We start from the raw sequence: 21,377 nt of genomic DNA, 5'->3' as shown, positions 1-21,377 counted from the left end.
GCAGACTGAAAATTTTTAGATTCTCCTCTTGAATCGAAAATCGTGCGAAACCAGATCATCGTCGTCGGCAGCGCAAAAGCGGGCCGATGATCAGAGCGGAGACGCAGGTTTCCGACGCGTCTCCAACCCATGTTGCTTTACGGAGGATATGGCTATGAGAAACGAACTTGATTTCGCCCCCCTTTACCGGTCCAGCATCGGCTTCGACCGTGTCTTCAATCTCCTGAACAATGCGCAGCGCCTGCAGGCAATCGAGGCCTGGCCGCCCTATGACATCGTCAAGACGGGCGAAGACGACTATCGCATTCAGATGGCAGTGGCCGGCTTCGCCGAAGGCGACCTCGACATCACCCAGGAGCGGAACGTCCTTCTCGTGAAGGGGCAAAAAGCCGACGGCAAGGACGGCGAATATCTCCATCGCGGCATCGCCGGGCGCGCATTTGAACGCCGCTTCGAGCTCGCCGATCACGTCAGGGTCGAGAATGCCTCGCTGACGAATGGTATTCTCTCGATTGCGCTGAAGCGTGAAGTGCCCGAAGCCATGAAACCGCGCAAGATCGCCATCGGAGACGGCTCCTTTCAGCAGGCGCCTCTTCAGATCGAAGCCGAGCGTCAGGTGGCTTAAGGAGAGCCTCTCCATGAAGTCCCGGATAAAGCCGTTTATCGTGGAGATCAGGAAACGTCGCGGAAGCAGCGCGAAAAATGCGGCTAAGGCTCTGTTTTCGAAGTCGTTAAGCAAGCTCCGCAGCGCGGACGCGGTTTCTGAAGCGCGATCCTGAACAGGGATTCACATCAACTGGGGCCGGCGCCGTGGGGCCGGCCCTTGTGCACGAATGATCCCCTCGAATTCTCTTGCCGCAACCCCTTGCGGACCAAGCCTGCCTTTGTTCGGTCCCTCCTATGGGCGCAATCAGACCGCATCAGGCTGAGTGCGCAGATTGGTGACCACGCGCCGGTTCTGCACCTTGCAGGAGCGCTCTGTGCAGTCGCGGACTTCGCGGTCGTTGCCATAGCCCTTGGCCCACATGCGCTTGGGGTCCACACCCTTCGAGGTCAGATAGGCCATCGCCGCATCGGCACGTTTCTGCGAGAGCGTCTGCATTTTGGAGGCGGAACCGGAATCGTCGGCGAATCCCTGAAGCTTGAGCAGCCAGGTCGGGTTCTTGTTGAGCCAGGCCGCCTGATTATCCAGGGTGGCCATGGCGACGGCATCGAGCGCGGCGGAGTCCTGCTTGAAGTAGATCCGTCGGCCGACACTAAGAATGAAATCCTCCTCGCTGCCCTGCGCGACATTCTCGAAGCCGGGGGCGGGGTCGTTGGTCTGCCCGGTCATCGGCGCCGCCGCCGGTTCTTCCAGGGAGGCGACCTCGGTGGTGGAGCAGGCGGCGAGCGCCAAGAGCATGGCTGCGCCAGCGAGGCGCTTGGTGTATCCGATCATCGCAGACATAGGGGTGATATTCCTCATTCGACCGGAGTTGTTTCGCTAACCTGGGTGGCGCCCTCAGCCTGGTCGGCAATATGCGGCAGAACCTGTACAGCGGTGCCAATGGGGCAGCGCTGATAAAGATCGATGGCGTCTTCGTTGAACATGCGGATACAGCCGCTGGAGGCGTCCTTGCCGATGCTCCATGGCTCCAGCGTGCCGTGGAACCGATAGCCGGTGTCGACGCCGTCGCGATGCAGATACATGGCGCGGGGCCCAAGCGGGTTCTTCGGTGAGCCACCCGAGACGAATTCCGGCAGTTCGGGATGGCGCTTGCGCATCTCCGGCGGCGGCGTCCAGCGCGGCCAGAGCGATTTGGCGTCGATGGTGGCGCGGCCAAACCATTTGAAGCCTTCGCGGCCGACCCCGACGCCATAACGGATGGCGGTCTTGTTCTCCATGATCAGGTAGAGAAAATGGTGCCTTGTATCGACGACAACGGTGCCGATCGGCTCGCTGCTGAAATATTTGACGACCTGGCGATGCCAGCGCTTGTCGATTTTTGCGAAATTGGTGCTGCGAAATGTCACGCCGTTGTCGACGGCTGCGCCGCCGAAATAAGAAGCTGCCGCGGCGGCTGCCGGTTTGCTGGCGGCGCCGGTCCCCAGCAACGCCAATCCACCGAGCATAATACTCCTGCGGGTCCACACCATCGGCTAAACTCCCCCTGAAAGCCAACAAGCGAAGTGCAGTAAACCAGATTTTTTGTTTGCCTCAATAGGAAACTTCTCTTCCGATCAAGAACGGTAGGGAATTGGGGACTTCTGAAGCTGTATTGCTTCGGTCGTTACTCCGGCTGGGATAAGGTTATGCAGTCTGGGTACGGGTTCGGGAACGGACAGGAGGAGCGGCTGGAGCCCGCATCGGAGGTGTGCCCTCCGAGCGGTTCAGACGATCTGCGTGCAACCTGTTCGCGAATGACAGTCACAGACGGACCATCGAATTAAAAGGTGACAACAAAACTCATCTTATGTTGACAAGCTCCACTTCGCTTCATAGGTTCCGCCCGCATCCGTGACGTAGGGACCAGGTAATGGCGCGTGTTTTTTTGAACGTTTCTAATAATGTATCGCGAATTTACAGAGAGAGCCTTTTTGCGACGACTGCGGTCGTCCTGATCGGCATTGCAGCATCGCCGGCTTCCGCTCAGAGCACCTCCGCAGGGGACACCGCGACGACACTGGAGCCCATCGTCATCCAGGGTGCAGCCTCTGATAGCAAGACCGACCGAACATCCGTCACCGCCAAGAACAGCGCGGGTGCGACCAAGATCAGCACGCCGCTCGTCGAGACGCCGCGTTCGATCTCGGTCACCACCGAGAAGGAAATCGAGCAGCGCGGCGCCCAGTCGATCATCGAGGCGGTGCGTTATACGGCCGGTGTGACGACCGGACCGAATGGCTTCGATCCGCGTTTCGACCAGATCTACATTCGCGGCTTCAACGTCACGACGGTCGGAGACTTTCGTGACGGCCTGCGCCAGCCCTACATGAACTACGGGATGTTCCGAACCGATCCCTATCAGTTGCAGCGCGTCGAGGTGATCAAGGGGCCGGTTTCCGTTCTCTATGGTGCTGGATCACCGGGCGGTCTCGTCAACAAGATCTCGAAGCTTCCGACCGAGGAGCCGATCCGCGAAGTCGGTATTACCTACGGCACCAAGGACCGGGTGCAAGGGATGTTCGATTTCGGCGGGCCGATCAGCGAAGGCAACGACGATTTCCTCTATCGCATCGTCGGCCTCGCCCGGCGTGGCGATACCAATTTCGATATTGCCGACGACCGCTATTTCCTGGCGCCGTCCTTTACCTGGAAGCCCGACGAGGGCACGACCTTCACGGTTTACGGCCTTGTGCAATCCGACGAGACCGACTCCAACGTCGGCGCGATCACGACCCTGGACGGTAAGATTCATGAACTCAGGGCGAGCGACCCCGACTACGACTACCAGAAGGTCAAGCAGCAGCAGATCGGCTATCAATTTGAGCATGAATTCGACAATGGCCTGACCTTCCGGCAGAACCTGCGTTATTCGCATCTCGATCTCAGGGCTCGCTACCTCGGTGTTACCGGTTGGACAGGGACCGTTGCACATCGTGGCACGAATGCGATCCGGGACGAGATGAACGTTTTCCAGCTCGACAATCAGCTCGAGGCGAAGTTCGATACCGGCCCGCTTGCTCACACGATGCTGTTCGGGCTGGACTATACCAATCTCAAATCGAGCTTTGGCTATGGCGCTGGAGCAGCCGATCCGGCATTCGACTTCGATATCGCCAACCCGACCTATGGAGTCTCAGGCGATACGCCGGACTATAGTATCTTAGCGTCCAAGGCCGACATGCGGCAGGTCGGCATTTATGCCCTGGACCAGATCGAGGCTGGAAACTGGCGCTTCAATCTCGGCGGCCGGCAAACATGGGTGAACCAGACGCGCGATGCGACCCTGCCTTCGATCAGCTCGGAGGAGGTCGACAAGAGCGCCTTCTCCTGGCAAGCCGGTGCACTCTATCTGTTCGACAACGGCATTGCTCCCTTCGTCTCCTATGCAACCTCATTCGATCCGGTGACCAACCGGTCGACCTCAGGCAAGATACTGGCGCCGACAGAGGGTGAACAGTACGAGCTCGGTGTGAAGTACCAGCCGCCCGGCTCCGATATCCTCTTGTCGGCCGTTGCCTATCATATTGTCGAAAAGAACAAGCCGGTGCTGGTGGATCCGGTGATGTTTGCCTATGGCTCGATCGGTGAAGTAACCGGAAAAGGCATCGAACTCGAAGCCCGCGCGGCGGTAGCCGACGGCTGGGATCTCATTGCGGCCTACACTTACAACCAGTCGGAAGTGACGGGAGGCGGTGAAAACGAGGGCAATACGCCTGCCCTGACGCCCTCGCATGAGGCAAGCCTCTGGGCCAACTATACGTTCCAGGAAACCAATCCATTCCATGGTCTGTCAGTCGGCGCGGGTGTCCGTTACGTCAGCGAAAATTGGACGGATACGGCCAATACGTCGAAGAATCCTGCGAGCTTCTACATCGACGCCTCCGCCGCTTATGATTTCGGCGCGGCCGACAAGAAATACGAAGGCCTGACGGCGGCCTTTGCCATCCGCAACATCGCCGACGAGCGCGACACCGTCTGCAACGAGGGCTTCTGCTACCTCGGCCAGGGTCGCAACATGACCGGCACCCTGAAGTATCGGTGGTAGCACCATGACGTTAGAGACGAACGGGGCGGCCTCGCGCCCTTCGATCGGCGATCGCCCTGTCGGCCGCCAGGCCATCGACCTCGACGGCCTGGTGGGCGATGGCCCGTTCGCCTATTGCCGCGGCAAGCTGCTCGCCTCTCCGCCGCCGGCTGGTTTGGTGGTTTCCTGCAGGGATCTCGGCGACCGCGACGTCTTTGACGGGATCATCGCCCGCTATGGCCAGAAGTTTCCGGGCAGCGACCGCCGCGCGATTGTCTCCATGTGGACGCTCTATTATTTCAGCATGCTGACGATCGCGCCTAGCGTCCATATGTTCGTCAACCGCATCGCGCTGCCGATGGAAATCGACCGGCTCTCTCTCGTCTGCAACGAACAGACAGGCGAGCCGGAAGCGTTCGTGATGTCGGGCCGGCCAGAGCCGACGACCGATCCGGCCGGCGAGCTTCACCGACTGATGCTCGGCCATGCCGAACCGGTCATTGCGGCGATTGCCGCCATTGCCGGCGTGGCGCCGAAGCTTCTCTGGAACAATCTCGCGGCCTATCTTTCCTGGATTCTCAAAGAGATCGCTCACCGCCACGAGCCTGCCCTCGTCGAAGGCGGCCTGGCGCTGCTGAACGATGCCGAGTGGCCGGGCGGCGGTCGCAATCCAATGTTCGGCATGATCCGCATGGCGCGGCAGCAATGCGGTCTGGAATTCGCTCGCCGCAAGGTCTGCTGCCTGCGCTATAACCTGCCTGGCGTCGGCGGCTGCGGCGAGGCCTGCCCGCTGCCGGACGGGCGGCATTGAGGCCGATTAGAATTATGCGGCGGCATTTGACATGGTCTTTGCCTGCTCGGCATATCGTGACGGCGGCAACCCGACAAAGCGCGTGAATGCCGTGCTGAACGCGCTCGCGGAGCCATAGCCGACGCGCTCGGCGATCTCCTGAATTCCGATATCCTCCTGCCTCAGCAGATTTCTGGCGAGCGCCATGCGCCACGATATGAGATATTCCATTGGCGCCATGCCCACAGTGCGACGGAAGCGATTGAAAAACGCCGACCGCGACAGGGCCGCCTCGCCGGCGAGCTGTTCCACCGTCCATTCCCTGGATGGATCTTCATGCAGCCGACGGATAGCCAGGGCGAGGCGTGTATCGCTCAGGCCCCGCAGAATTCCAAGCGGCGCCTTCTCCCCGAAATTCGAACGCAGCGCCTCGACAAGCAAGACTTCCAACAGGCGCGCCAGGATCATGTTCTTTCCCGGCCGCTCGGCGCGGGCTTCGTCGGTGACGAGCTGGACGATCGCCGACAGTCTGCTGTCGCCGCGGATGTGGATGATCCGCGGCAGCAGGGAAACCAGCAACGCTGCATCCGGCGAGCCGAAGGCGAAGTGGCCGACAAGCAAGCGTGCATTCACAGCCCCTTCGGGATCGCCGTGACGGGTTTCTTCAGGAAGCATCGTGACGGTAAAGGGATCAATGCCGGGCGATAATCCGTCGTCCAGGCTCGACATCGTGAAGGCATGGGCGGCCGGGATCAGGATGAAGTCGCCTTCTAGGAGTGTGACTTGCTCGTCCTCCGCGCTCAACCTTGAAGAACCTTCCAGCACGACGCAATAGAAAGGCTGACCCGTCTCCTGGCGCTCGACGCGCCACGTCCCTGCGCCGCTGACGAGCTTTGAATGGCGCGCCGCTGGCTGCAGCAGCGTGACCATATCGGCCAGCGGGTCGCTCATTGATACTCCTGATAATGAAACAAGGACGATGCATGATAGTAAGTGCCGCGTTCGCCGTCTACATCTGTTGCTGGCAGATGGATAGGAGACAAAAATATGAAGACCGTTCTTGTTACCGGATGCTCGTCGGGGTTCGGGCTGGAAATTGCCAGGTTCTTTCTTGCGCAGGGCTGGAAGGTGATCGCCACCATGCGAACGCCTCGCCAAGACCTTCTGCCGCCTTCGGACCAACTCACGATCATTGCGCTCGATGTCACAAGCCCTGAAAGCATCCGTGCTGCGGTTGAGGCCGCCGGGCCTGTGGATGTGCTGGTAAACAATGCCGGCATCGGTTTGCTCAACGCGCTTGAGGGAACGCAGATCGAGATCGCCCGCGAAATTTTCGAGACGAACACCCTTGGAACGATCGCGATGACCCAGGCGATTCTGCCGCAGATGCGGGAGCGCCAGGAAGGCGTTATCGTCAACGTCACGTCAAGCGTGACGCTCAAGCCGCTTCCGCTCCTCTCGGTCTATACGGCGAGCAAAGCCGCAGTGAACGCGTTCACCGAATCTGTCGCGCTCGAGCTTGAGGGTTTCAATGTGCGTGTGAGGATCGTGCTTCCGGGGCGCGCGCCGGAGACTCGGTTCGGCGATACGGCGCGCGCACGGATTCAACAACAGGGCGGCTTCCCGCACGCCTATTCGTCGGTCGTCGCAGAGGTGTTCGCATCATGGGAGCAACACTCGGTGACCGCCCTGACACAGCCCGTCGACGTCGTCGAGGCTGTATGGCGCGCTGCGACCGATCCTTCCTCTCCATTGCGCATCCCTGCAGGGGCCGACGCCGAAGCATTGGCGGGATGAATGCGGCTTCTCAAGGCCGCCGGCGCAGCACGATCAGCAGCATCGGCGCCCCGACCAGGGCCGAGATCAAGCCGGCCGGCACCTGATAGGGGAAGGCGATCATTCGGCCGGCCCAGTCGGCGATGACGAGCAGGGTCGCGCCGATGAGGGCGGAGGCGAGGAGCTGGACGGAGGGGCGGCGAAAGCCGAGGCCGTGGGCGAGGTGCGGCGCCATCAGCCCGACGAAGCTCAAGGGGCCGACGACCAGCGTCGCGGCTGCCGTCATGATCGCAGAGAGCCCGAACAGGGCCGCGCGCGTGGGGACGATCCTGAGGCCGAGTTCGCTCGCCGCTTCCGGCCCGAGTTGCAGCAGCGCAAGCCACCGGCTGGCGAGAAAGGCGGCGACGAGGCAGGCCGGCGCAATCGACAGGGCGCTTGCGGCAGCCGCATTGTCGACGAAATAGGTCGAGCCCGCCATCCAGCGGATGAGCGCGAGGCCGCGGGGATCGCCGCTCGCGGCAAGGACGCCGATCCCGGCATCGAGCATTGCGCCGAAGGCGATGCCGGCGAGCAGAACGCGGTTCGGGCCGAAGCCGGAACCGGCGCTCAGGAGGAAGATCAGCAAAAGCACGGCGAGCGCTCCGCCGCCGGCAAAGGCAAGCTGGACCGTCAGCCCCGGCGCAGAAACGGCGAAGAGGGCGGCGGCGACGCCGAGGGTCGCTCCGGCCGATACGCCGAGCACCTCGGGACTTGCCATTTCGTTTCCGGTCAGCCGCTGCAGAATGAGGCCGGTCACGCCGAGCACCGTTCCGGCGCCGAATGCCGCGGCGACGCGCGGCAGGCGAAGGGGAAGGATGTCGTCCCATGAGGCGGCCGGCAGCCAGGCCCAGTCTCCGTCGGGTGCCCGGCCGAAGAAGATCGCGGCGATCGCCAATGCGACGATCGAGGCCAACAGCAGGACAAGGGGAGCCCCTTTGCTGCCGACCGCGAGCCGTGGCGAGGCGATGCCGGGCAGTGCGCGCGAGGCGGTGGCGAGGCGTGGGAGCAGAGCGATCAGGATCGGCCCGCCGAGCAGTGCCGTCACCGCGCCCGTCGGCACGAAATCACCGGGAGCCAGAAGCTTGATGGTCTCGTCCGTCATGAGGAGAAGGCCGGCGCCTGCGACCGGCGACCAGATCAATTGGCTGAGGATGCGCCTTGCACCGGCCATCCGGACGATCTGCGGGGCGGCCAACCCGACGAAGCCGATGACGCCGACGGCGCTGGTGACGAGGGCGCTCAGCGCAATCGCGATCGCCAGGACGAAGCCCCGCGCCCATTTGATCCGCAGGCCGAGGCTGGTCGCGCCGGCATCGCCGAGCTGGCTCAGCGCCAGCGGCCGGGTAGCGAGAAGGGCAAGGGCGGCGAGCAGCGCCACTTTCGGCAGCAGCGATAGCGGGATCGCCCAGCTTTGCTGCGAGAGCGAGCCGGCGCCCCAGATGAAGATCCCCGAGAGATATTGATCGTTCATCAGAATGAGGATGGCCGCCGCCGCTCCGCACCAGAGGCCGATGATCATGCCCGACAGGATGAGGGAAAAGGGCGAGAAGCCGTGCCGGGCGCTGATCGAAAAGATCGCGAGGGCAGCAGCCGCACTTCCGCCGAGCGCGACCGCGTCGCGGCCCCATCCCGCCAGTGAGGGAAAGGCGAGCATGACGGATACCAGCGCCAGATTGGCGCCGGCCGAGACGCCGAGTGTCGTCGGCGAGGCCAGCGGATTGCGCAGCACCTGCTGCAGAATCGTTCCCGAAAGTGCAAGGGCGGCTCCCGTGATCAGTGCCGTCGCCATGCGAGGCAGCGTGGAATAGAGAAGCAACAGGTGCTGGGCGTCGTAACCGCCTGTCGTCTCGAGATGCGGCAGCGCCGGCAGGAGATCGAGGGCGGCGAGGCTGAGGCCTGAAAACAGCAATAGCGTCGCAAGTGCCGGCGCGCCGAAGCGGGAATATTGAGGCTTCATCAGGCGGCAGTCTCCAGAACATCGACCATCAGGGTCGAAAAGCGCAGCGCCTCCTGGACCATTCCAAACATCAGGACGCCTGGAACGACCGAGATTCGCTGGCGCTGGACGAAGGGAAGGCCTGTCCAGAGCGGGCTTTCGGAAAGCCGGGTCAGGACATCGGGTGGAAACAGCGGCGACACGACGACGAGGTGCACGTCGTCACCGAGTTCGGCGAGCTGCTCCAGGCCGATCGTCTGAAATCCCCAGTAGCTGGCCTCTCCCTTCCAGGCGTTCTCAACGCCGATGCGTCTCATGGCGCCGCCATAGAGCCCGGGGCCGCCATAGATGCGCGCATGCCTCTGGTCGATAAAGTTGATGACCGCCACAGGAGGCGCGGACAGGCTCTTCGCCGTCTCGCGCAACCGCTCGAATGTAGCATCGGCGCGGGCGAGAAACGCCTCCGCCTGCCTCTTTCGCCCGATCATGGCGCCGAGACGTCGCGTCTCGGCGTAGGAACGGTCGAGCGCATCGCCGTTCGCGGCATAGACGGTGAAGGTCGCGACCGGTGCGATGCGGGAGAGTTTTTCATCCAGCGCTGCCAGGAAGGGCGTGCTGAGGATGAGCGATGGCCGGAGGCTGGTAAGGACTTCGAGATTGATCTCGGACGTTGTGCCGATATCGACGACGCCTTGCGGCATGGCCGGCTCGACGACCCATTCCGACCAGTTCCTGAGCGAGGCGATCGCACGCGGCACGCTGCCGAGCGCCAGCATCGTCGATGCCAGTCCGTAATCGAGCGACACGACGCCGCCGTCGCCGGCGCGCGCCGTGTGGGGCGCGCTCGTCATTGCCAGCGCGCCCAGAAGAAAGTCCCGTCGTTTCAAAGCGCGGTCTCGCTCGGCTGATTTCCGACGAGCGGCTTGACCATGAAGAGGCACGGATGGTCCTCGTGCCAGAGCTTGTCAAACACCTCCGCCCTGACGAAGCCGTTCCGGTCATAGAAGCGGCGCGTTGCCTCGAATTGCGGCTCGTTGCGGCCGCGCGGCGCGAGCGTCTTGACGGTCAGCAGCCGGGCGCCCGATTGATGGGCGAAGCGTTCGGCCGCATCGACAAGATGTCGTCCGCCGCCGCGGCCGCGATATTCCGGCCGCGTCGCGATCAGCGCGATCTCGACTGCGCCTGGCAGGTGCGGCTTCAGCGCGATCATGGCGGTGACGACATCCGCTTCGATATAGGCGAACACCGGCAACTCCTCGATCGCCCGGGCGCTCGCTTCGATGACCTCGGGCTCCGAAAACCAGTCGGGCAAGGCACTCATGATCGATCGGCAGAGCTCCGCCTTGCCCGTCAGGATCTCAACTGTTCGTCCCATTCTTTCTCGCCTTCAGCCCGTCGATTTAAACTTGACTCCTGTTATCACCTTAAAATAGACACTGCAATCAAATCGTGCACATTCGCTTTGAAAAAGGAGCGCCGCGGCCGAACCGACCAGCAAGACAGAGCCTGATTTTCCATTCGTAAAAGGGTACAGGACAATGCGAGCATCGCATCGTGATGTGAACGGGAATGCGGTTGTCAACGCAATGATCGAAAATAAGGAAAAGCTCCTAAGAACGATCGAAAGCGTTATCAAATCAAGGTCATACTCCGAGGATATATTCCAAGACGGAGTCATCAAAGCTTATGGGGTCAATGTCGACGGTATTCGTTGCCCCATCGGCTATGCCTTCCGGATGGTCTATAATCTCGCACTGGATGAGGGCCGCCGCCGGCGCCATCAAACGAACAACCACAGGTCGATAGATCAAATCCAGGAGATCACCGCTCCCGTCCCAACGGTGCTCGACCAACTCGTTGCCGCAGAGACCCTGCGTGACGTGCTTGCTTCGCTCGAGGCGCTGCCGAAGCGCACCAACGACGCCTTCATCCGCCACCGCCTGAACGGCGTGCCGCAGAAGGATATCGCGGCCGAACTCGGCGTCTCGAGGACGCTTGTCAATTTCATGATCAAGGCGGCGGAGCGGCATTGCCATTCGGCGATCACTGAACCCGCCCGCCCCGATCATGAACCTCGCCGGGATACTACCGCCGTGCGGCGTGCAGCGCCTGCTGCAAATCGCTCCACAGCAGTTCCGGTTCTTCCAGTCCAACGGCGAAGCGAACCGTCTGCTCGCTCACGCCGAACCGGATGAATGTGGTCATCCGGTCGGGGATTTGCAGCGCGACCTTGGCGGGGACCACGAGCGTTTCCGGTCCTCCCCAGCTGACGCCGAGACGGATCTCGCGAAGCGCGTTGACGAAGCGCCCGACATCGATGTCGGGCGTGAGGTCGAAGGCGAAGAGCCCGGCATAACCCGACAGCGTCGCCCGGCCGGGATGGTCCTGAAAGGCCGGGTGGCGAACGTCGGCGATGTCGGGATGCTGTTTCAGCCGGTCGGCGAGCAGAAGCCCGCTGCGCTCATGCTCCTTGAGACGGACGCGCAGCGTGCGCATGCCGCGCAGCAGGAGCCATGCCTCGAAGGGCGAGAGTTTTGCGCCGACATAGGGATAGGAGGCCGAGTTGATCCTGGCGATCGCCTCCTTCGTGCCGACGACGACGCCGGCAACCGTATCGCTGTGGCCGCCGAGATATTTCGAGGCGGCGTGAATGACGATATCGACGCCGTGCTGGATCGGCTTCTGGAAGAGCGGCGTTGCCCAGGAGTTGTCGATGATCGTGGTGACTCCAGCCTCCTTCGCCATGGCAGACAGCGCCACGATGTCCTGAAGCTCGAAGACGAAGGAGGAGGGGTTTTCGAGATAGAGCAGCTTGGCGCCCGGCAGCGCCTTGCGCACCTCGTCATGGTCGGAAGGATCGACGAAATCCACTGTGACGCCGAGCCTTCCGAGCAGCTTCACGAGAAGGCGATAGACGTCATTATAGAGGTGGCGGACGGCAACGACCCGGTCGCCCGCTTCCACGAGGCTCAGAATAGTCGCGGTGATGGCGGCCGTTCCGCTGGAAAAGGCGCGCCCATCCTCCGCGCCTTCGAGGCGGGCGACCAAGAGCTCGAATTCGCGGACGGTAGGATTGTCGCCGCGCGAATAGATGAAGTTGCGCGCCCGGCCGGCGAAGACATCCTCCATCGCCTCGTAGCTGTCATAGGTGAAGAGCGAGGTCTGGAAGATTGGCGGCGATACGGCGTTGAAGGCGGCCGGATCGACGGGGGTGAAGAGATCGTCGGCGGCCGCATGGGCGCCAAGGTCGCGCGGGCTGAAGGACTGGTTCATGATGATCCTTTCATGGACAAAAGCTGGGAGGGGGACGGATAGCGCTCAGAGGTTCGGCCGAGCGCTGCCGGAGTGCGCCGATCGACCTTGCCAGGCAGAAGCATGACAGCAGGCCCGTGAGCGCCGAGGCCAGAAACATGGCTGCGAGCAGACCCGAAAAACCGAAGAAGGGCGGCAGGAGAGCAAGCAGCGGAAAGAGAAGATATCCGTTCTGCGCCAGGCCGAGGGCAAGGGCGGCTTTCGGCCTGCCCTGCGCCTGGAAGAGGATCAGCACGGTCTGCCGGATGCCAAACAGCAGGAAGGGCAGGTGGGCCGCGACGATCGCCTGGCCTGCGATCGACACCACGGATGCATTGTCGGTGAAGAACGAGGCAAGGTGCCCGGAGAAGATGATCGCCGTCAACCCGTAGGCGCCGCCGACCGCGCTCGTGAGGGCGGTTAGCATGCGGGTTGCCGAGAGCACCCGTGACATATCCCCGCGGCCCCAGGCGAAGCTCAGGATGGACTGCGCGCCCAGCGAAATGCCGATGACGGGAAGTGCGCCGACCGCAAGCAACCGCAGGGCGATGCCAACGCCGGCAATGCCGTCCTCGCCACGATAGGTGCCGGCCACCGACAGCATCGCGGCGATTGCGCCGGCCGTCGCAAGGCTCGTCAGCGTCGTCGGCGCGCCCACGGCAAGCACCGGCCTGAGATGCCTGAGATCGCCGAACCGCCTACCGAATGTCAGTCGGATCGTGCCGAGCCGTCTCGCGTGATAGGCGCCGTAGATGGAGAGCGCCACGAGTTGGGAGAGGATGGTTGCCATTGCCACCCCCTGCAGGCCGAGGCCGAAGCCGAAGATCATGATCGGGTCGAGGATGATGTTCAGCGCGAAGCAGGCAACCAGCGTCCACATGCTGAAGCGGGCATTGCCCTCGGCGATCGCCAGGAAGTCGAGAATGATCTGCCCCATCGTCAGCGGGATCGAGACTGCGATGATGAGGAGATAATGCTGCGCAAGCGGCTCGATGGCGGGTGTGGCGCCGAACAGCAGGAAAGATGGGAATGCGACGATGGCGACCGCGCTTGCCACGCCGAAGGCGATGCCGGCGGCAAGGCTGATCGAGGCAAGCGTGCTCGCCCGCGACCGGTTTCCGGCGCCGAGCGCCCGGCCGACCTCGGTTGCCACACCGACGCCGATGCCTTCGCCGAAGGCGGCGACAAGCATCAGGATCGGCAGCACGATCATGATCGCGGCGATCTGGTCTTCGCCGATCATGCCGACGAACACCATGTTGATGGTGTGATGCGCGGCATTGATCGACAGGCCGAACATGGCTGGCAGGCCGAGGCGCAGCAGCAGCCGGAAAAGCTGCGGGCTGGCAAGATCTTCCGGGGCAAGCCGGCGTTTGCGCAGGCTGCCGCTCATCTCGCTCATGTCGTTCATGATGCAGGCACCCAGAGATGATCACCGAAGAAGCGCTCGCGGGTCAGCATGACGAGAAGCGCCCGCTTGTGCGGAAAATCGAAATGCTTGACCTTGGCAAAGCCTGAGCGGTCGAGATTGCGGATTTGCTGCTCGTGGCTGGCGCGCGGCTCGCCGACGATGCATTTCGTGCGGGGATCGTCGAGGAAGATGAAATGCATCAGCGAGGGAAGCCAGGCGCTGATCCATTTCTTGCCGCGATAATCGGGCTCGCCGATCGCCACATGCCATCCGCGATCGTAATCGTCGGCATCGTAATAGGGGCCGAGTCTGTTTTCCTTGGCCCAGTAGACCTCGAAATAGCCGAAGGGAATATCGGCGAAACTGCCGATCAGCGGCAGGATATGCGGATCGGCGATCCTCTCCTCCAGGATCTTCCGGTGCTTGTCGATCGAGCCCGCATCCTCCCAGATTGTGTTAACCTGCTCGTCGTTCATCCAGCGATGGAAGACCGCAAGATCGGTTTCGGGATCGGCCACCCTGAAGCTGATATCCCGCTCCAGCCAGGGGATGAAGCGCTGGTAGACCGTGTCCTTCGGCTTTGCCGGCCGGCGCGGATGATAGCGACCTGCCGTCATCTCCTGCACGGGCGGCAGCGGATAGGACATCTGCGGCAGCCACGGGGAGGGCCATTGCCAGAGGATCGCGGAATCGAGCCGTCCGTCAATGCCTGCGATGTGCCGGGGAAGGCTCGCCTGATGGCCTTCGAAAGCGACCGATTTGATCGAGCGGTCTTGCGCCGTCACCGCCTCGGCGGCCGCCATGAGAAGCTCCGCCGATTGCACGGGATTTCCCTCGTAGAAGGTCAGCAAGGCGATGCCGGCTTCGGCTTCGACTGTGAGTTCGTGATTGCCGTGTGCGGTGTGGAGATGGACGATATTGGGGGCAAGCCTCACATAGCTGCGCGCCTGCAGAACCCGCCTTTGCTTGGCGGCGTCGAAATCCATGATGTTCTCCTTGATCGGCAGGGCTTTTGATGCGGCGAGCATGAAGCCCGCTCCTGCGCTGATTTGATAGAATGACGATCCATCCCTGGGTGGATTTAGGGGAAAACGAAGAAAAAAATTCTCAGCAATTTTCTAAACTCCAGCAGGCGGGATCCGTCATTTGCGCATGACGTCAATCTCTGCAGGAGTTCCCAATGGACAATTTTGAGCCCCGCGACGATCTCTGGATCGTCGTCCACGACACCGAGCATCACTACTCGGTCTGGCCGCAGGACAAGCGGATTCCAGTGACCTGGCAGCCTGCGGGTTTTGCCGGTTCGCGCCAGGGGTGCCTCGCCCATATCCGTGAAATCTGGACCGACCCTCGCCCGCTCTCCCTGCGCTCGGCCATGGCAGCCGATGCGCGTCTCTGAAAACGTCTGGATGGCAAGATGAACAAGCAGATTACCAATTTCGCCGATGCCCGCCCGACCGACGCTGTGGATGCCGTCTTCGAGAGTTTTCCGCTGACGATCGCGCAGAAGCGCATCTGGTCGCTGGAGCAGATCGGCAATTACACGGTCTTTCCCGATCAGGTCATCGGGCTGCGCTTGGGCGCCACGACCGGCGTCGAGACGATCGCCGGCGCCTGCCGCGCGCTCCTGGCTGAGAACCCCTCGCTTTCCACTCGTTTCCGCCGGCTGGCGGGCGGGCGCATCGAGCAATATCGCGGCGCATCGAACGCCGTACCGATCGAAATCCTCGGCAAGGAAGGTGCTGCTCTTTCCGAGGCTGAGGCCTTGGCCGCGCGGAAAGCCTTTCGCGACAGACGCTTCGATCTGCTGTGCGGACCGGGCGCGCGCATCCAGATCATCCTGCTGGCCGACGGGCAGTCGCTGCTGACGATCGTGCTGCATCCGATCATCTCAGACGACCGCGAAAAATCCCTTCTTGCCGCTTCGCTGGCGCGCATTCTCGATGGTGAACCCGCCGGCGACGTGCAGCCGGCGGAAATATCGGCGGGAATGCGGGAGGAAGAATGGCTGGAGACGGATGAAGCGCGCGAAGCGCTTGCCTATTGGCGCGACACGATCGGTCTCGACTACGCGGCCTCGACCTTTCCCACCCGCTTCAACAGCGGCGGGCTTGCCGGCGTGGCGCGTGCTGAGTATCGGTTTGCGATCGAGCCCAACCTCTGGGCCAAGCTCGAACGGCATGCGGAGAGCAAGAGATACCAGATCGAGCGCGTGCTTCACGCCGCCTTCTGCGCGCTGCTGGCGCGCTACAGCGGCAACTATGCTTTGCTGACCGGGCTGCTGATCGCCCGCCCCCGCACCGAGCATTTCGCCAGCCGCGGCCGCGCCGAACAGGTGCTTCCTCTCGTCCTGCCGCTCGCCTCCCGGCGTTCCCTCGACGATGTCGTTGCGGCGATCTCCTCAGTGACGGAGGAGGGGCTTCGCCGGCTGTTGCCGCTGGAGCGCATCACGCAGGAATTGGTGGTCGACGAATCGGCCGCACAGGAAGCCGTGGTCAAGGCGCTGTTCGAATTCCGCGAGCCCTATCCGGTTCCGAGGCAGGCGACGAACCTGGAACCGCTGGGCGCCCGCGCCGATAGCGAGCTTTCCCTCGTGATCGAGGCTCGCGCAGACGGCGCCGCCTACGGGCTGATCGATTACGCCCAGGATCTCTATGATGGCGCCCTGATCGCCCGTGTCGCCAGGCATTTCTGCCTGGTGCTGGAGCAGATCGTCGCGAAGCCCGATCTCAGGATCAAGGATATCGAGCTCGTGGGCAGCGACGAGCTCGACTGGCTGTCGGCCCCCTACGAGGATGATGTCGTCAACGACGACCGGCCGGTGCACGAACTGATTTCGGCCCATTCGCGCCGCACGCCGGAGAAGACCGCGATCGTTTATGGCGACGAGGAGTGGAGCCATGGCTGGTTGGAGGCGAGCACGAACCGCCTCGGCCATCGGCTGCGGCAGCTCGGCGTCCGCGCCGAGGTGACGGTCGCGATCTTCATCAAGCGTTCGCCGGAGGCGATCGTTGGCATTCTCGCCACGCTGAAGGCGGGCGGTGCTTACATCCCGGTCGAGCCCGATCATCCGCCGGCGCGCAACCATCACATCCTGCGCGATGGCGGCGTTAAGATCGTTCTCACCCACAGCTGGCTGCGCCATCGCCTGCCGGAAGAGCTCGACGCCATCGTCCTCGAACTCGACAAGCTCGATCTCGACGGCGAGCCGGACACGCCGCTCTATATTCCCACGCACAAGGACCAGCTCGCTTATGTCATGTATACCTCGGGATCCACGGGATTGCCGAAGGGTGTGGCCGTCGAGCACGGCCCGCTGACGCACCATCTGCAGAATACCTCGCGCGTCTATGGCATGAGCTCGGAGTCCCGCGAGCTGCCGTTCCTGCCCTTCAGTTCGGACGGCGGCCATGAGCGCTGGATGAACCCGCTGATGGAAGGCGGCAGCATCATTCTTCCCGACCAGCCGCTCTGGACACCGGAAGAGACGCTGACGGCGATGCGCAAGCATGGCGCCAACAATGCGAGCATCCCCACGACCTACCTGCAGCAGCTGGCGGAATGGGCCGCCATTTCCGAGGGCGCCCCGCCGATGCGGCTCTATTCCTTCGGCGGCGAGGGGCTCGCGCAATCGACCTTCGATCTTCTGTCGCGGGCGCTGAAATCGGAATGGCTGATCAACGGCTACGGTCCCACGGAAACCATCATGACTCCGATGGTCTGGAAGGTGAGGGCCGGGACCAAGTTCCAGGGCGTCTATGCGCCGCTCGGCCGCGCTGTAGGTCTGAGGCGCGTCTATGTGCTCGATCCCGACCTCAACCTGTGCCCGATCGGCGTGACCGGCGAGCTCTATATCGGCGGCGAGGGCATCGCCCGCGGTTATCTCGGCAAGCCGGATACGACGGCCGACAGCTTCATTCCCGACCCCTTCTCCAAGGAAGGCGGCCGGCTCTATCGCTCCGGCGACCTGACGCGCTGGCGCGAAGACGGAACGGTCGAATTCGTCGGCCGCGTCGATCATCAGGTGAAGCTGCGCGGTTATCGCATCGAACTCGGCGAGATCGAAGCGGCACTCCTCCAGCAGCCCGGCGTCGGCGAAGCCTTGGTCGTGCTGCGCGATGACGATGCCGGCGAAAATGCGCTGGTTGCCTATGTCGTGCCGAAGAAGGACGAGAGGCTTGACGTCGGGACGGTCCGCGCCGGCCTCGAACGCAGCCTGCCGTCCTACATGGTGCCGGCGGCCGTGGTTGAACTCGAAAAGATGCCGACCAATCCGAACAGCAAGCTCGACCGCTTCGCGCTGCCCGCGCCCCAGCCCGTCAAGCGCGCCATCGTCGAGCCGGTGACTGCGCTCGAAGAAGAGGTGCTGGATGTCTGGCGCCAGGTTCTCAAACTGGAGACGATCAGTGTCGAGGACAATTTCTTTGCCATCGGCGGCAATTCGCTGGGCGCGATCCGCATCCTCACGCAGCTGCGGCAGCGCCGGCCGAAGGTTCCGCTCACCGTTGCCGATATCTTCAACAACCCGACCATCCGCGCCTTTGCCGGCGTGATGGAACAGGGGGAGGAGCGAGATCTCTCCGAGGTGATCGTGCTGCGCGCTTCAGGGGCCAAGCCGCGGCTCTATTGCTTCCCGGGGCTTCTCGTCAGCACCCGCGAATATGTGAAACTCGTCGATTATCTCGGCGCCGACCAGCCGGCGACTGGCTTCATTTGCCACTCGCTGTCCGAGAAGAAGGAAGTCGGCGCGCCCGTTGAAGAGATCATCGAGAGCTATGTCGATTACATCAGAACGCATAGTAAAGGTGCGCCCTGCTACTTTCTCGGCTGGTCCTGGGGCGGGCTTCTGGCCTATGAGGCTGCCCGCACTCTCGCCAACGAGGTCGACGTCCGGATGATGGCGATGGTCGATGTCTGCGATCTCGGATCGGAATTCGCGATCGGCGCCAAGCCGCGCTTCCGGCCGGACGAGCGCGACGCGCTTCACCGGGACGTGCAGGCATGGCTGCAAAAGACCGCGATGCGCCCGGAATGGGACCGGCTGCTTTCGACGATGGACGCCGACACCTACGAGCAGTTCCTGCGCTTCGTCGGCGACGAGAAGGACCCGCTTCCCACAGACGGGCCCGATATCAGCAGCCGCGAACATACGTTCTGGGTGCTGATCGACAATGCCCTGATCTTCCGCAAGCATCGGCTCGTTCCCCATGACGTGCCGATCTATCCCTGGGCAGCCGACGACAGCCTCAATCGCGGCCTGAACCTGATCGATTGGCGCTGCCTGTCGCCGAGGGCGCACGCGGCCGAAATCATTACCGGCACCAACCACCTGCACATGATCGGGTCTCCGGCCTTCCACTCAAGGCTTGCCCTGCGTCTCAAGGAAACAGAGAAGGACAACGCATGACCGTCGCTTTTACCCGCAGGGATGCCCTGAACGAGTCGCTCGATCTTGCCGGCATCGGCATCGGTCCCTCCAATCTGAGCCTTGCCTGCCTGCTCGAATCCGTGCCCGAGGTCCGCAGCCGCTTCTTCGAGCGGCGCGGCGCCTTCGACTGGCATCCCGGCATGATGATGCCCGGCGTCGAGCTGCAATCGTCCTTCCTTAAGGACCTCGTCACCCCGGTCCTGCCGACCAGCCGCTGGTCCTTCATCTCCTATCTGGTCGCGCATAAGCGGCTCTACGCCTTCCTGAACGCCAATTATGAGGCCGTCCCCCGGCAGGAATTCGCGCGTTATCTCGCCTGGGTCGCCAAGGGCGTGGAAGGTCTGCGGTTCTCCGCCGAGATCCGCGACGTCGAGCACCGCGACGACCGCTTCGTCCTGCGCTTCGATGACGGCCAGGAAGAAGCGCGCAACCTGGTGATCGGCACCGGGTCTTCGCCCTTCGTGCCTGACTGGGCAAAACCCTTCCTGGGTGCGGATTGCTTCCACAATAGCGAGGCCAAATCGCGCCTCATCGATCTCGGCGCTTCCCGCATTGTCGTGGTCGGCGGCGGCCAGAGCGGCGGCGAGGTGGTCGATGCGCTGCTTGGCGATCCCGGTTCGATCATGGAACTGACCTGGATCAGCCGGCGCCATAATTTCGAGCCCATCAACGATACGCCGTTTTCGAACCAGGTCTTCTCGCCGGAATATGTGCAGGCCTATCTGAAGCTCAGCAGCGAGCAGAAGCAGGCGGCCCTGAAGAACTCGATCCTGACGAGTGACGGCCTGTCGATTTCGACGATCCACTCGATCTACCGCCGCCTCTATGCGCTGCGTTACCTTGAGCAGAGCACGCTGAATGCATCTTTGTCGCCGAACCGCGACGTGATCCAGATGGAGCGGAACGGCAATGCCTATCGGCTCATCGTCCGCAACCATTTCGATGGCGGGATCGAGGTGCTGCATGCCGATGCGGTGGTGCTGGCAACCGGCTACAGGTTCCGTTTGCCGGATGCGCTCGGATCGCTAAGCGAAAGGATCAGCTTCGACAGAAACGGCTATCCCACCCTGAACGACGACTACACGATGCAGTGGACAGGCCCGAGGACCAACCGCCTGTTTGCGCAGAACGCCGGCCGATACTCGCACGGCATAGCCGACTCGCAGCTCAGCCTCATGGCGTGGCGTAGCGCCAAGATCGTCAACACCCTTCTCGGCCGGCAGCATTTCGATGCCGAGCCTGACAATGCCCAACTGGTCTGGGCGACGGAGGCAGCTTCTGCCATGTCGCATCAGCTCCGGGCCGGCCATTCGGACGGCATGCTGTCATCCTGAAACGTCAGGACATGAATGCTGGGGGCGCGAAATTGTGAGTGGACGGCCAGCGCGGCGACGTGCTGGCTGCCGCTCTCGATCAGGCGGTGATGCCATTGCCGGTCCGGTGCGCCGCTCTGAACCAGGTCGGGGATGCCGTCCTGCCAGGAAAAGGCGACGCTGCGGGGATCTTCACGCAAGCCTACCCCGAGTGCCTTGAGATGGCTCTCCTTGAGCGCCCAAAGGGCAACGGCTGCACGCGATCGTTCGCCCGGAGGCAGTTGATCGAGCCACTGCCGTTCGTCCAGGCTGCAATAGCTCGCCAACGCCGCCGCTTCGATTTCGGCGTCGGCGCGTTCGCAGTCGATCCCGACGCGCTCGCATTCTGAAGTGACGGCGACGGCCACCAGCCCGTCGGCATTGGAAAGGCTGAACTGCAGCCCGTCGCGACCCTCGGCCCTCAGCCTGCCGTACGCATCCGCCTGCAACAGCAGCTTGTCAGGCTGCGTCTCGGTATGCGCGCTCAGCACTTGCCGCAGCAGACAGCGGCCGGCGATGAACGAGGTCCGGTCGCGCTCGAAGCGATAGGTCGCGGCGCGCTCCCGCTCATTCGGTGAAAGCCACTGCATCCAGCGCTTCTCGCCGCTGTCGTTCTTCGGATATTTCCAGAGCACGACATCGATGGCGGCCGGTTGATTTTCTGATTGCTGCATCAGGCCAGTA

Annotated in this window: 18 protein-coding genes; 8 read left to right on the top strand and 10 right to left on the bottom strand. The window is 62.7% G+C overall.

Annotation, left to right across the window (positions count from 1 at the left end; translation table 11 throughout):
• Window positions 1-154: 154 nt before the first annotated feature.
• Window positions 155-625: an Hsp20 family protein gene (locus HJB91_RS26685; RefSeq protein WP_210632121.1), complete on the top strand. Its 471-nt coding sequence runs from the start codon at window positions 155-157 to the stop codon at window positions 623-625.
• Between the two features lie 285 nt (window positions 626-910).
• Here HJB91_RS26685 and HJB91_RS26680 read toward each other — a convergent pair whose 3' ends face one another.
• Together HJB91_RS26680 and HJB91_RS26675 are read right to left on the bottom strand one after the other, a co-directional pair.
• Entirely contained in the window at window positions 911-1,447 is a 537-nt protein-coding gene (locus HJB91_RS26680) for an OmpA family protein (protein WP_210632122.1), read from the bottom strand.
• A 14-nt stretch (window positions 1,448-1,461) separates the two neighbouring features.
• Window positions 1,462-2,136, bottom strand: a complete 675-nt coding sequence (locus tag HJB91_RS26675; protein WP_210632123.1) for a L,D-transpeptidase — start codon at window positions 2,134-2,136, stop codon at window positions 1,462-1,464.
• A gap of 380 nt (window positions 2,137-2,516) precedes the next feature.
• Here HJB91_RS26675 and HJB91_RS26670 point away from each other — a divergent pair, with 380 nt between their 5' ends.
• Window positions 2,517-4,691: a TonB-dependent siderophore receptor gene (locus HJB91_RS26670; protein ID WP_221156317.1), complete on the top strand. Its 2,175-nt coding sequence runs from the start codon at window positions 2,517-2,519 to the stop codon at window positions 4,689-4,691.
• Between the two features lie 4 nt (window positions 4,692-4,695).
• Window positions 4,696-5,481 carry a siderophore-iron reductase FhuF gene (fhuF, locus tag HJB91_RS26665; RefSeq protein WP_210632125.1) on the top strand — a complete coding sequence of 262 codons (786 nt, stop codon included), beginning with the start codon at window positions 4,696-4,698 and terminating at the stop codon, window positions 5,479-5,481.
• Between the two features lie 12 nt (window positions 5,482-5,493).
• Here the strand turns inward: fhuF and HJB91_RS26660 are convergent, their stop codons facing one another.
• Window positions 5,494-6,411 (bottom strand): AraC family transcriptional regulator, encoded by a 918-nt coding sequence (locus tag HJB91_RS26660; protein ID WP_210632126.1) that lies wholly within the window; start codon window positions 6,409-6,411, stop codon window positions 5,494-5,496.
• A 96-nt stretch (window positions 6,412-6,507) separates the two neighbouring features.
• Between HJB91_RS26660 and HJB91_RS26655 the strand changes: the two genes are divergently transcribed.
• On the top strand, window positions 6,508-7,257 hold the full coding sequence (locus HJB91_RS26655) for an SDR family oxidoreductase (RefSeq protein WP_221156315.1): 750 nt from the start codon (window positions 6,508-6,510) through the stop codon (window positions 7,255-7,257).
• A 10-nt stretch (window positions 7,258-7,267) separates the two neighbouring features.
• On the opposite strand, the gene fhuB is transcribed toward HJB91_RS26655, so the two are convergent.
• From fhuB to HJB91_RS26640, 3 genes are read right to left on the bottom strand one after another with little or no spacing between them, the layout of a single operon-like run.
• Window positions 7,268-9,232, bottom strand: a complete 1,965-nt coding sequence (gene fhuB, locus HJB91_RS26650) for a Fe(3+)-hydroxamate ABC transporter permease FhuB (RefSeq protein ID WP_221147115.1) — start codon at window positions 9,230-9,232, stop codon at window positions 7,268-7,270.
• Complete coding sequence (locus tag HJB91_RS26645) at window positions 9,232-10,062, bottom strand: iron-siderophore ABC transporter substrate-binding protein (RefSeq protein WP_210632128.1); 831 nt, start codon at window positions 10,060-10,062, stop codon at window positions 9,232-9,234. The genes fhuB and HJB91_RS26645 overlap by 1 nt, the downstream gene beginning before the upstream one ends.
• Window positions 10,063-10,094: 32 nt before the next feature.
• Window positions 10,095-10,586, bottom strand: a complete 492-nt coding sequence (locus HJB91_RS26640; protein ID WP_221156313.1) for a GNAT family N-acetyltransferase — start codon at window positions 10,584-10,586, stop codon at window positions 10,095-10,097.
• A gap of 163 nt (window positions 10,587-10,749) precedes the next feature.
• On the opposite strand from HJB91_RS26640, the gene HJB91_RS26635 reads away from it, so the two are divergent.
• The gene (locus HJB91_RS26635) at window positions 10,750-11,406 is read left to right on the top strand and encodes a sigma-70 family RNA polymerase sigma factor (protein ID WP_221156311.1); all 657 of its coding nucleotides are present in this window, start codon (window positions 10,750-10,752) and stop codon (window positions 11,404-11,406) included.
• Here the strand turns inward: HJB91_RS26635 and HJB91_RS26630 are convergent.
• Genes HJB91_RS26630 through HJB91_RS26620 form a run of 3 tightly spaced genes read right to left on the bottom strand, consistent with a single transcriptional unit; the run spans window position 11,297 to window position 14,899 of the window.
• A complete protein-coding gene (locus HJB91_RS26630) occupies window positions 11,297-12,484 on the bottom strand; it encodes a PLP-dependent transferase (protein ID WP_210632131.1) in 1,188 nt (395 codons plus the stop codon). The two genes, HJB91_RS26635 and HJB91_RS26630, sit on opposite strands and share 110 nt — an antisense overlap.
• 10 nt (window positions 12,485-12,494) lie before the next feature.
• A complete protein-coding gene (locus HJB91_RS26625; RefSeq protein WP_221156300.1) occupies window positions 12,495-13,913 on the bottom strand; it encodes an MATE family efflux transporter in 1,419 nt (472 codons plus the stop codon).
• Window positions 13,910-14,899: a GNAT family N-acetyltransferase gene (locus HJB91_RS26620; RefSeq protein ID WP_221156372.1), complete on the bottom strand. Its 990-nt coding sequence runs from the start codon at window positions 14,897-14,899 to the stop codon at window positions 13,910-13,912. Before HJB91_RS26620 ends, HJB91_RS26625 begins: the two co-directional genes overlap by 4 nt.
• A 194-nt stretch (window positions 14,900-15,093) precedes the next feature.
• Here HJB91_RS26620 and HJB91_RS26615 point away from each other — a divergent pair, with 194 nt between their 5' ends.
• The 3 genes from HJB91_RS26615 to HJB91_RS26605 are packed head-to-tail and all read left to right on the top strand — an operon-like array spanning window position 15,094 to window position 20,675.
• Complete coding sequence (locus HJB91_RS26615; RefSeq protein ID WP_221156290.1) at window positions 15,094-15,312, top strand: MbtH family NRPS accessory protein; 219 nt, start codon at window positions 15,094-15,096, stop codon at window positions 15,310-15,312.
• An 18-nt stretch (window positions 15,313-15,330) separates the two neighbouring features.
• The gene (locus tag HJB91_RS26610; RefSeq protein WP_221156270.1) at window positions 15,331-19,320 is read left to right on the top strand and encodes a non-ribosomal peptide synthetase; all 3,990 of its coding nucleotides are present in this window, start codon (window positions 15,331-15,333) and stop codon (window positions 19,318-19,320) included.
• Window positions 19,317-20,675: a lysine N(6)-hydroxylase/L-ornithine N(5)-oxygenase family protein gene (locus tag HJB91_RS26605; RefSeq protein ID WP_221156258.1), complete on the top strand. Its 1,359-nt coding sequence runs from the start codon at window positions 19,317-19,319 to the stop codon at window positions 20,673-20,675. The genes HJB91_RS26610 and HJB91_RS26605 overlap by 4 nt, the downstream gene beginning before the upstream one ends.
• Here the strand turns inward: HJB91_RS26605 and HJB91_RS26600 are convergent.
• Window positions 20,633-21,367, bottom strand: coding sequence for a 4'-phosphopantetheinyl transferase superfamily protein (locus HJB91_RS26600; protein WP_221156256.1), 735 nt, complete (start codon window positions 21,365-21,367; stop codon window positions 20,633-20,635). The genes HJB91_RS26605 and HJB91_RS26600 overlap by 43 nt on opposite strands.
• Between the last annotated feature and the right edge of the window lie 10 nt (window positions 21,368-21,377).

Origin of the sequence: Rhizobium sp. NLR10b, assembly GCF_019685435.1 — a bacterium.
Classification (GTDB): domain Bacteria; phylum Pseudomonadota; class Alphaproteobacteria; order Rhizobiales; family Rhizobiaceae; genus Rhizobium.
This window is presented reverse-complemented; position numbering and strand designations above follow the sequence as displayed.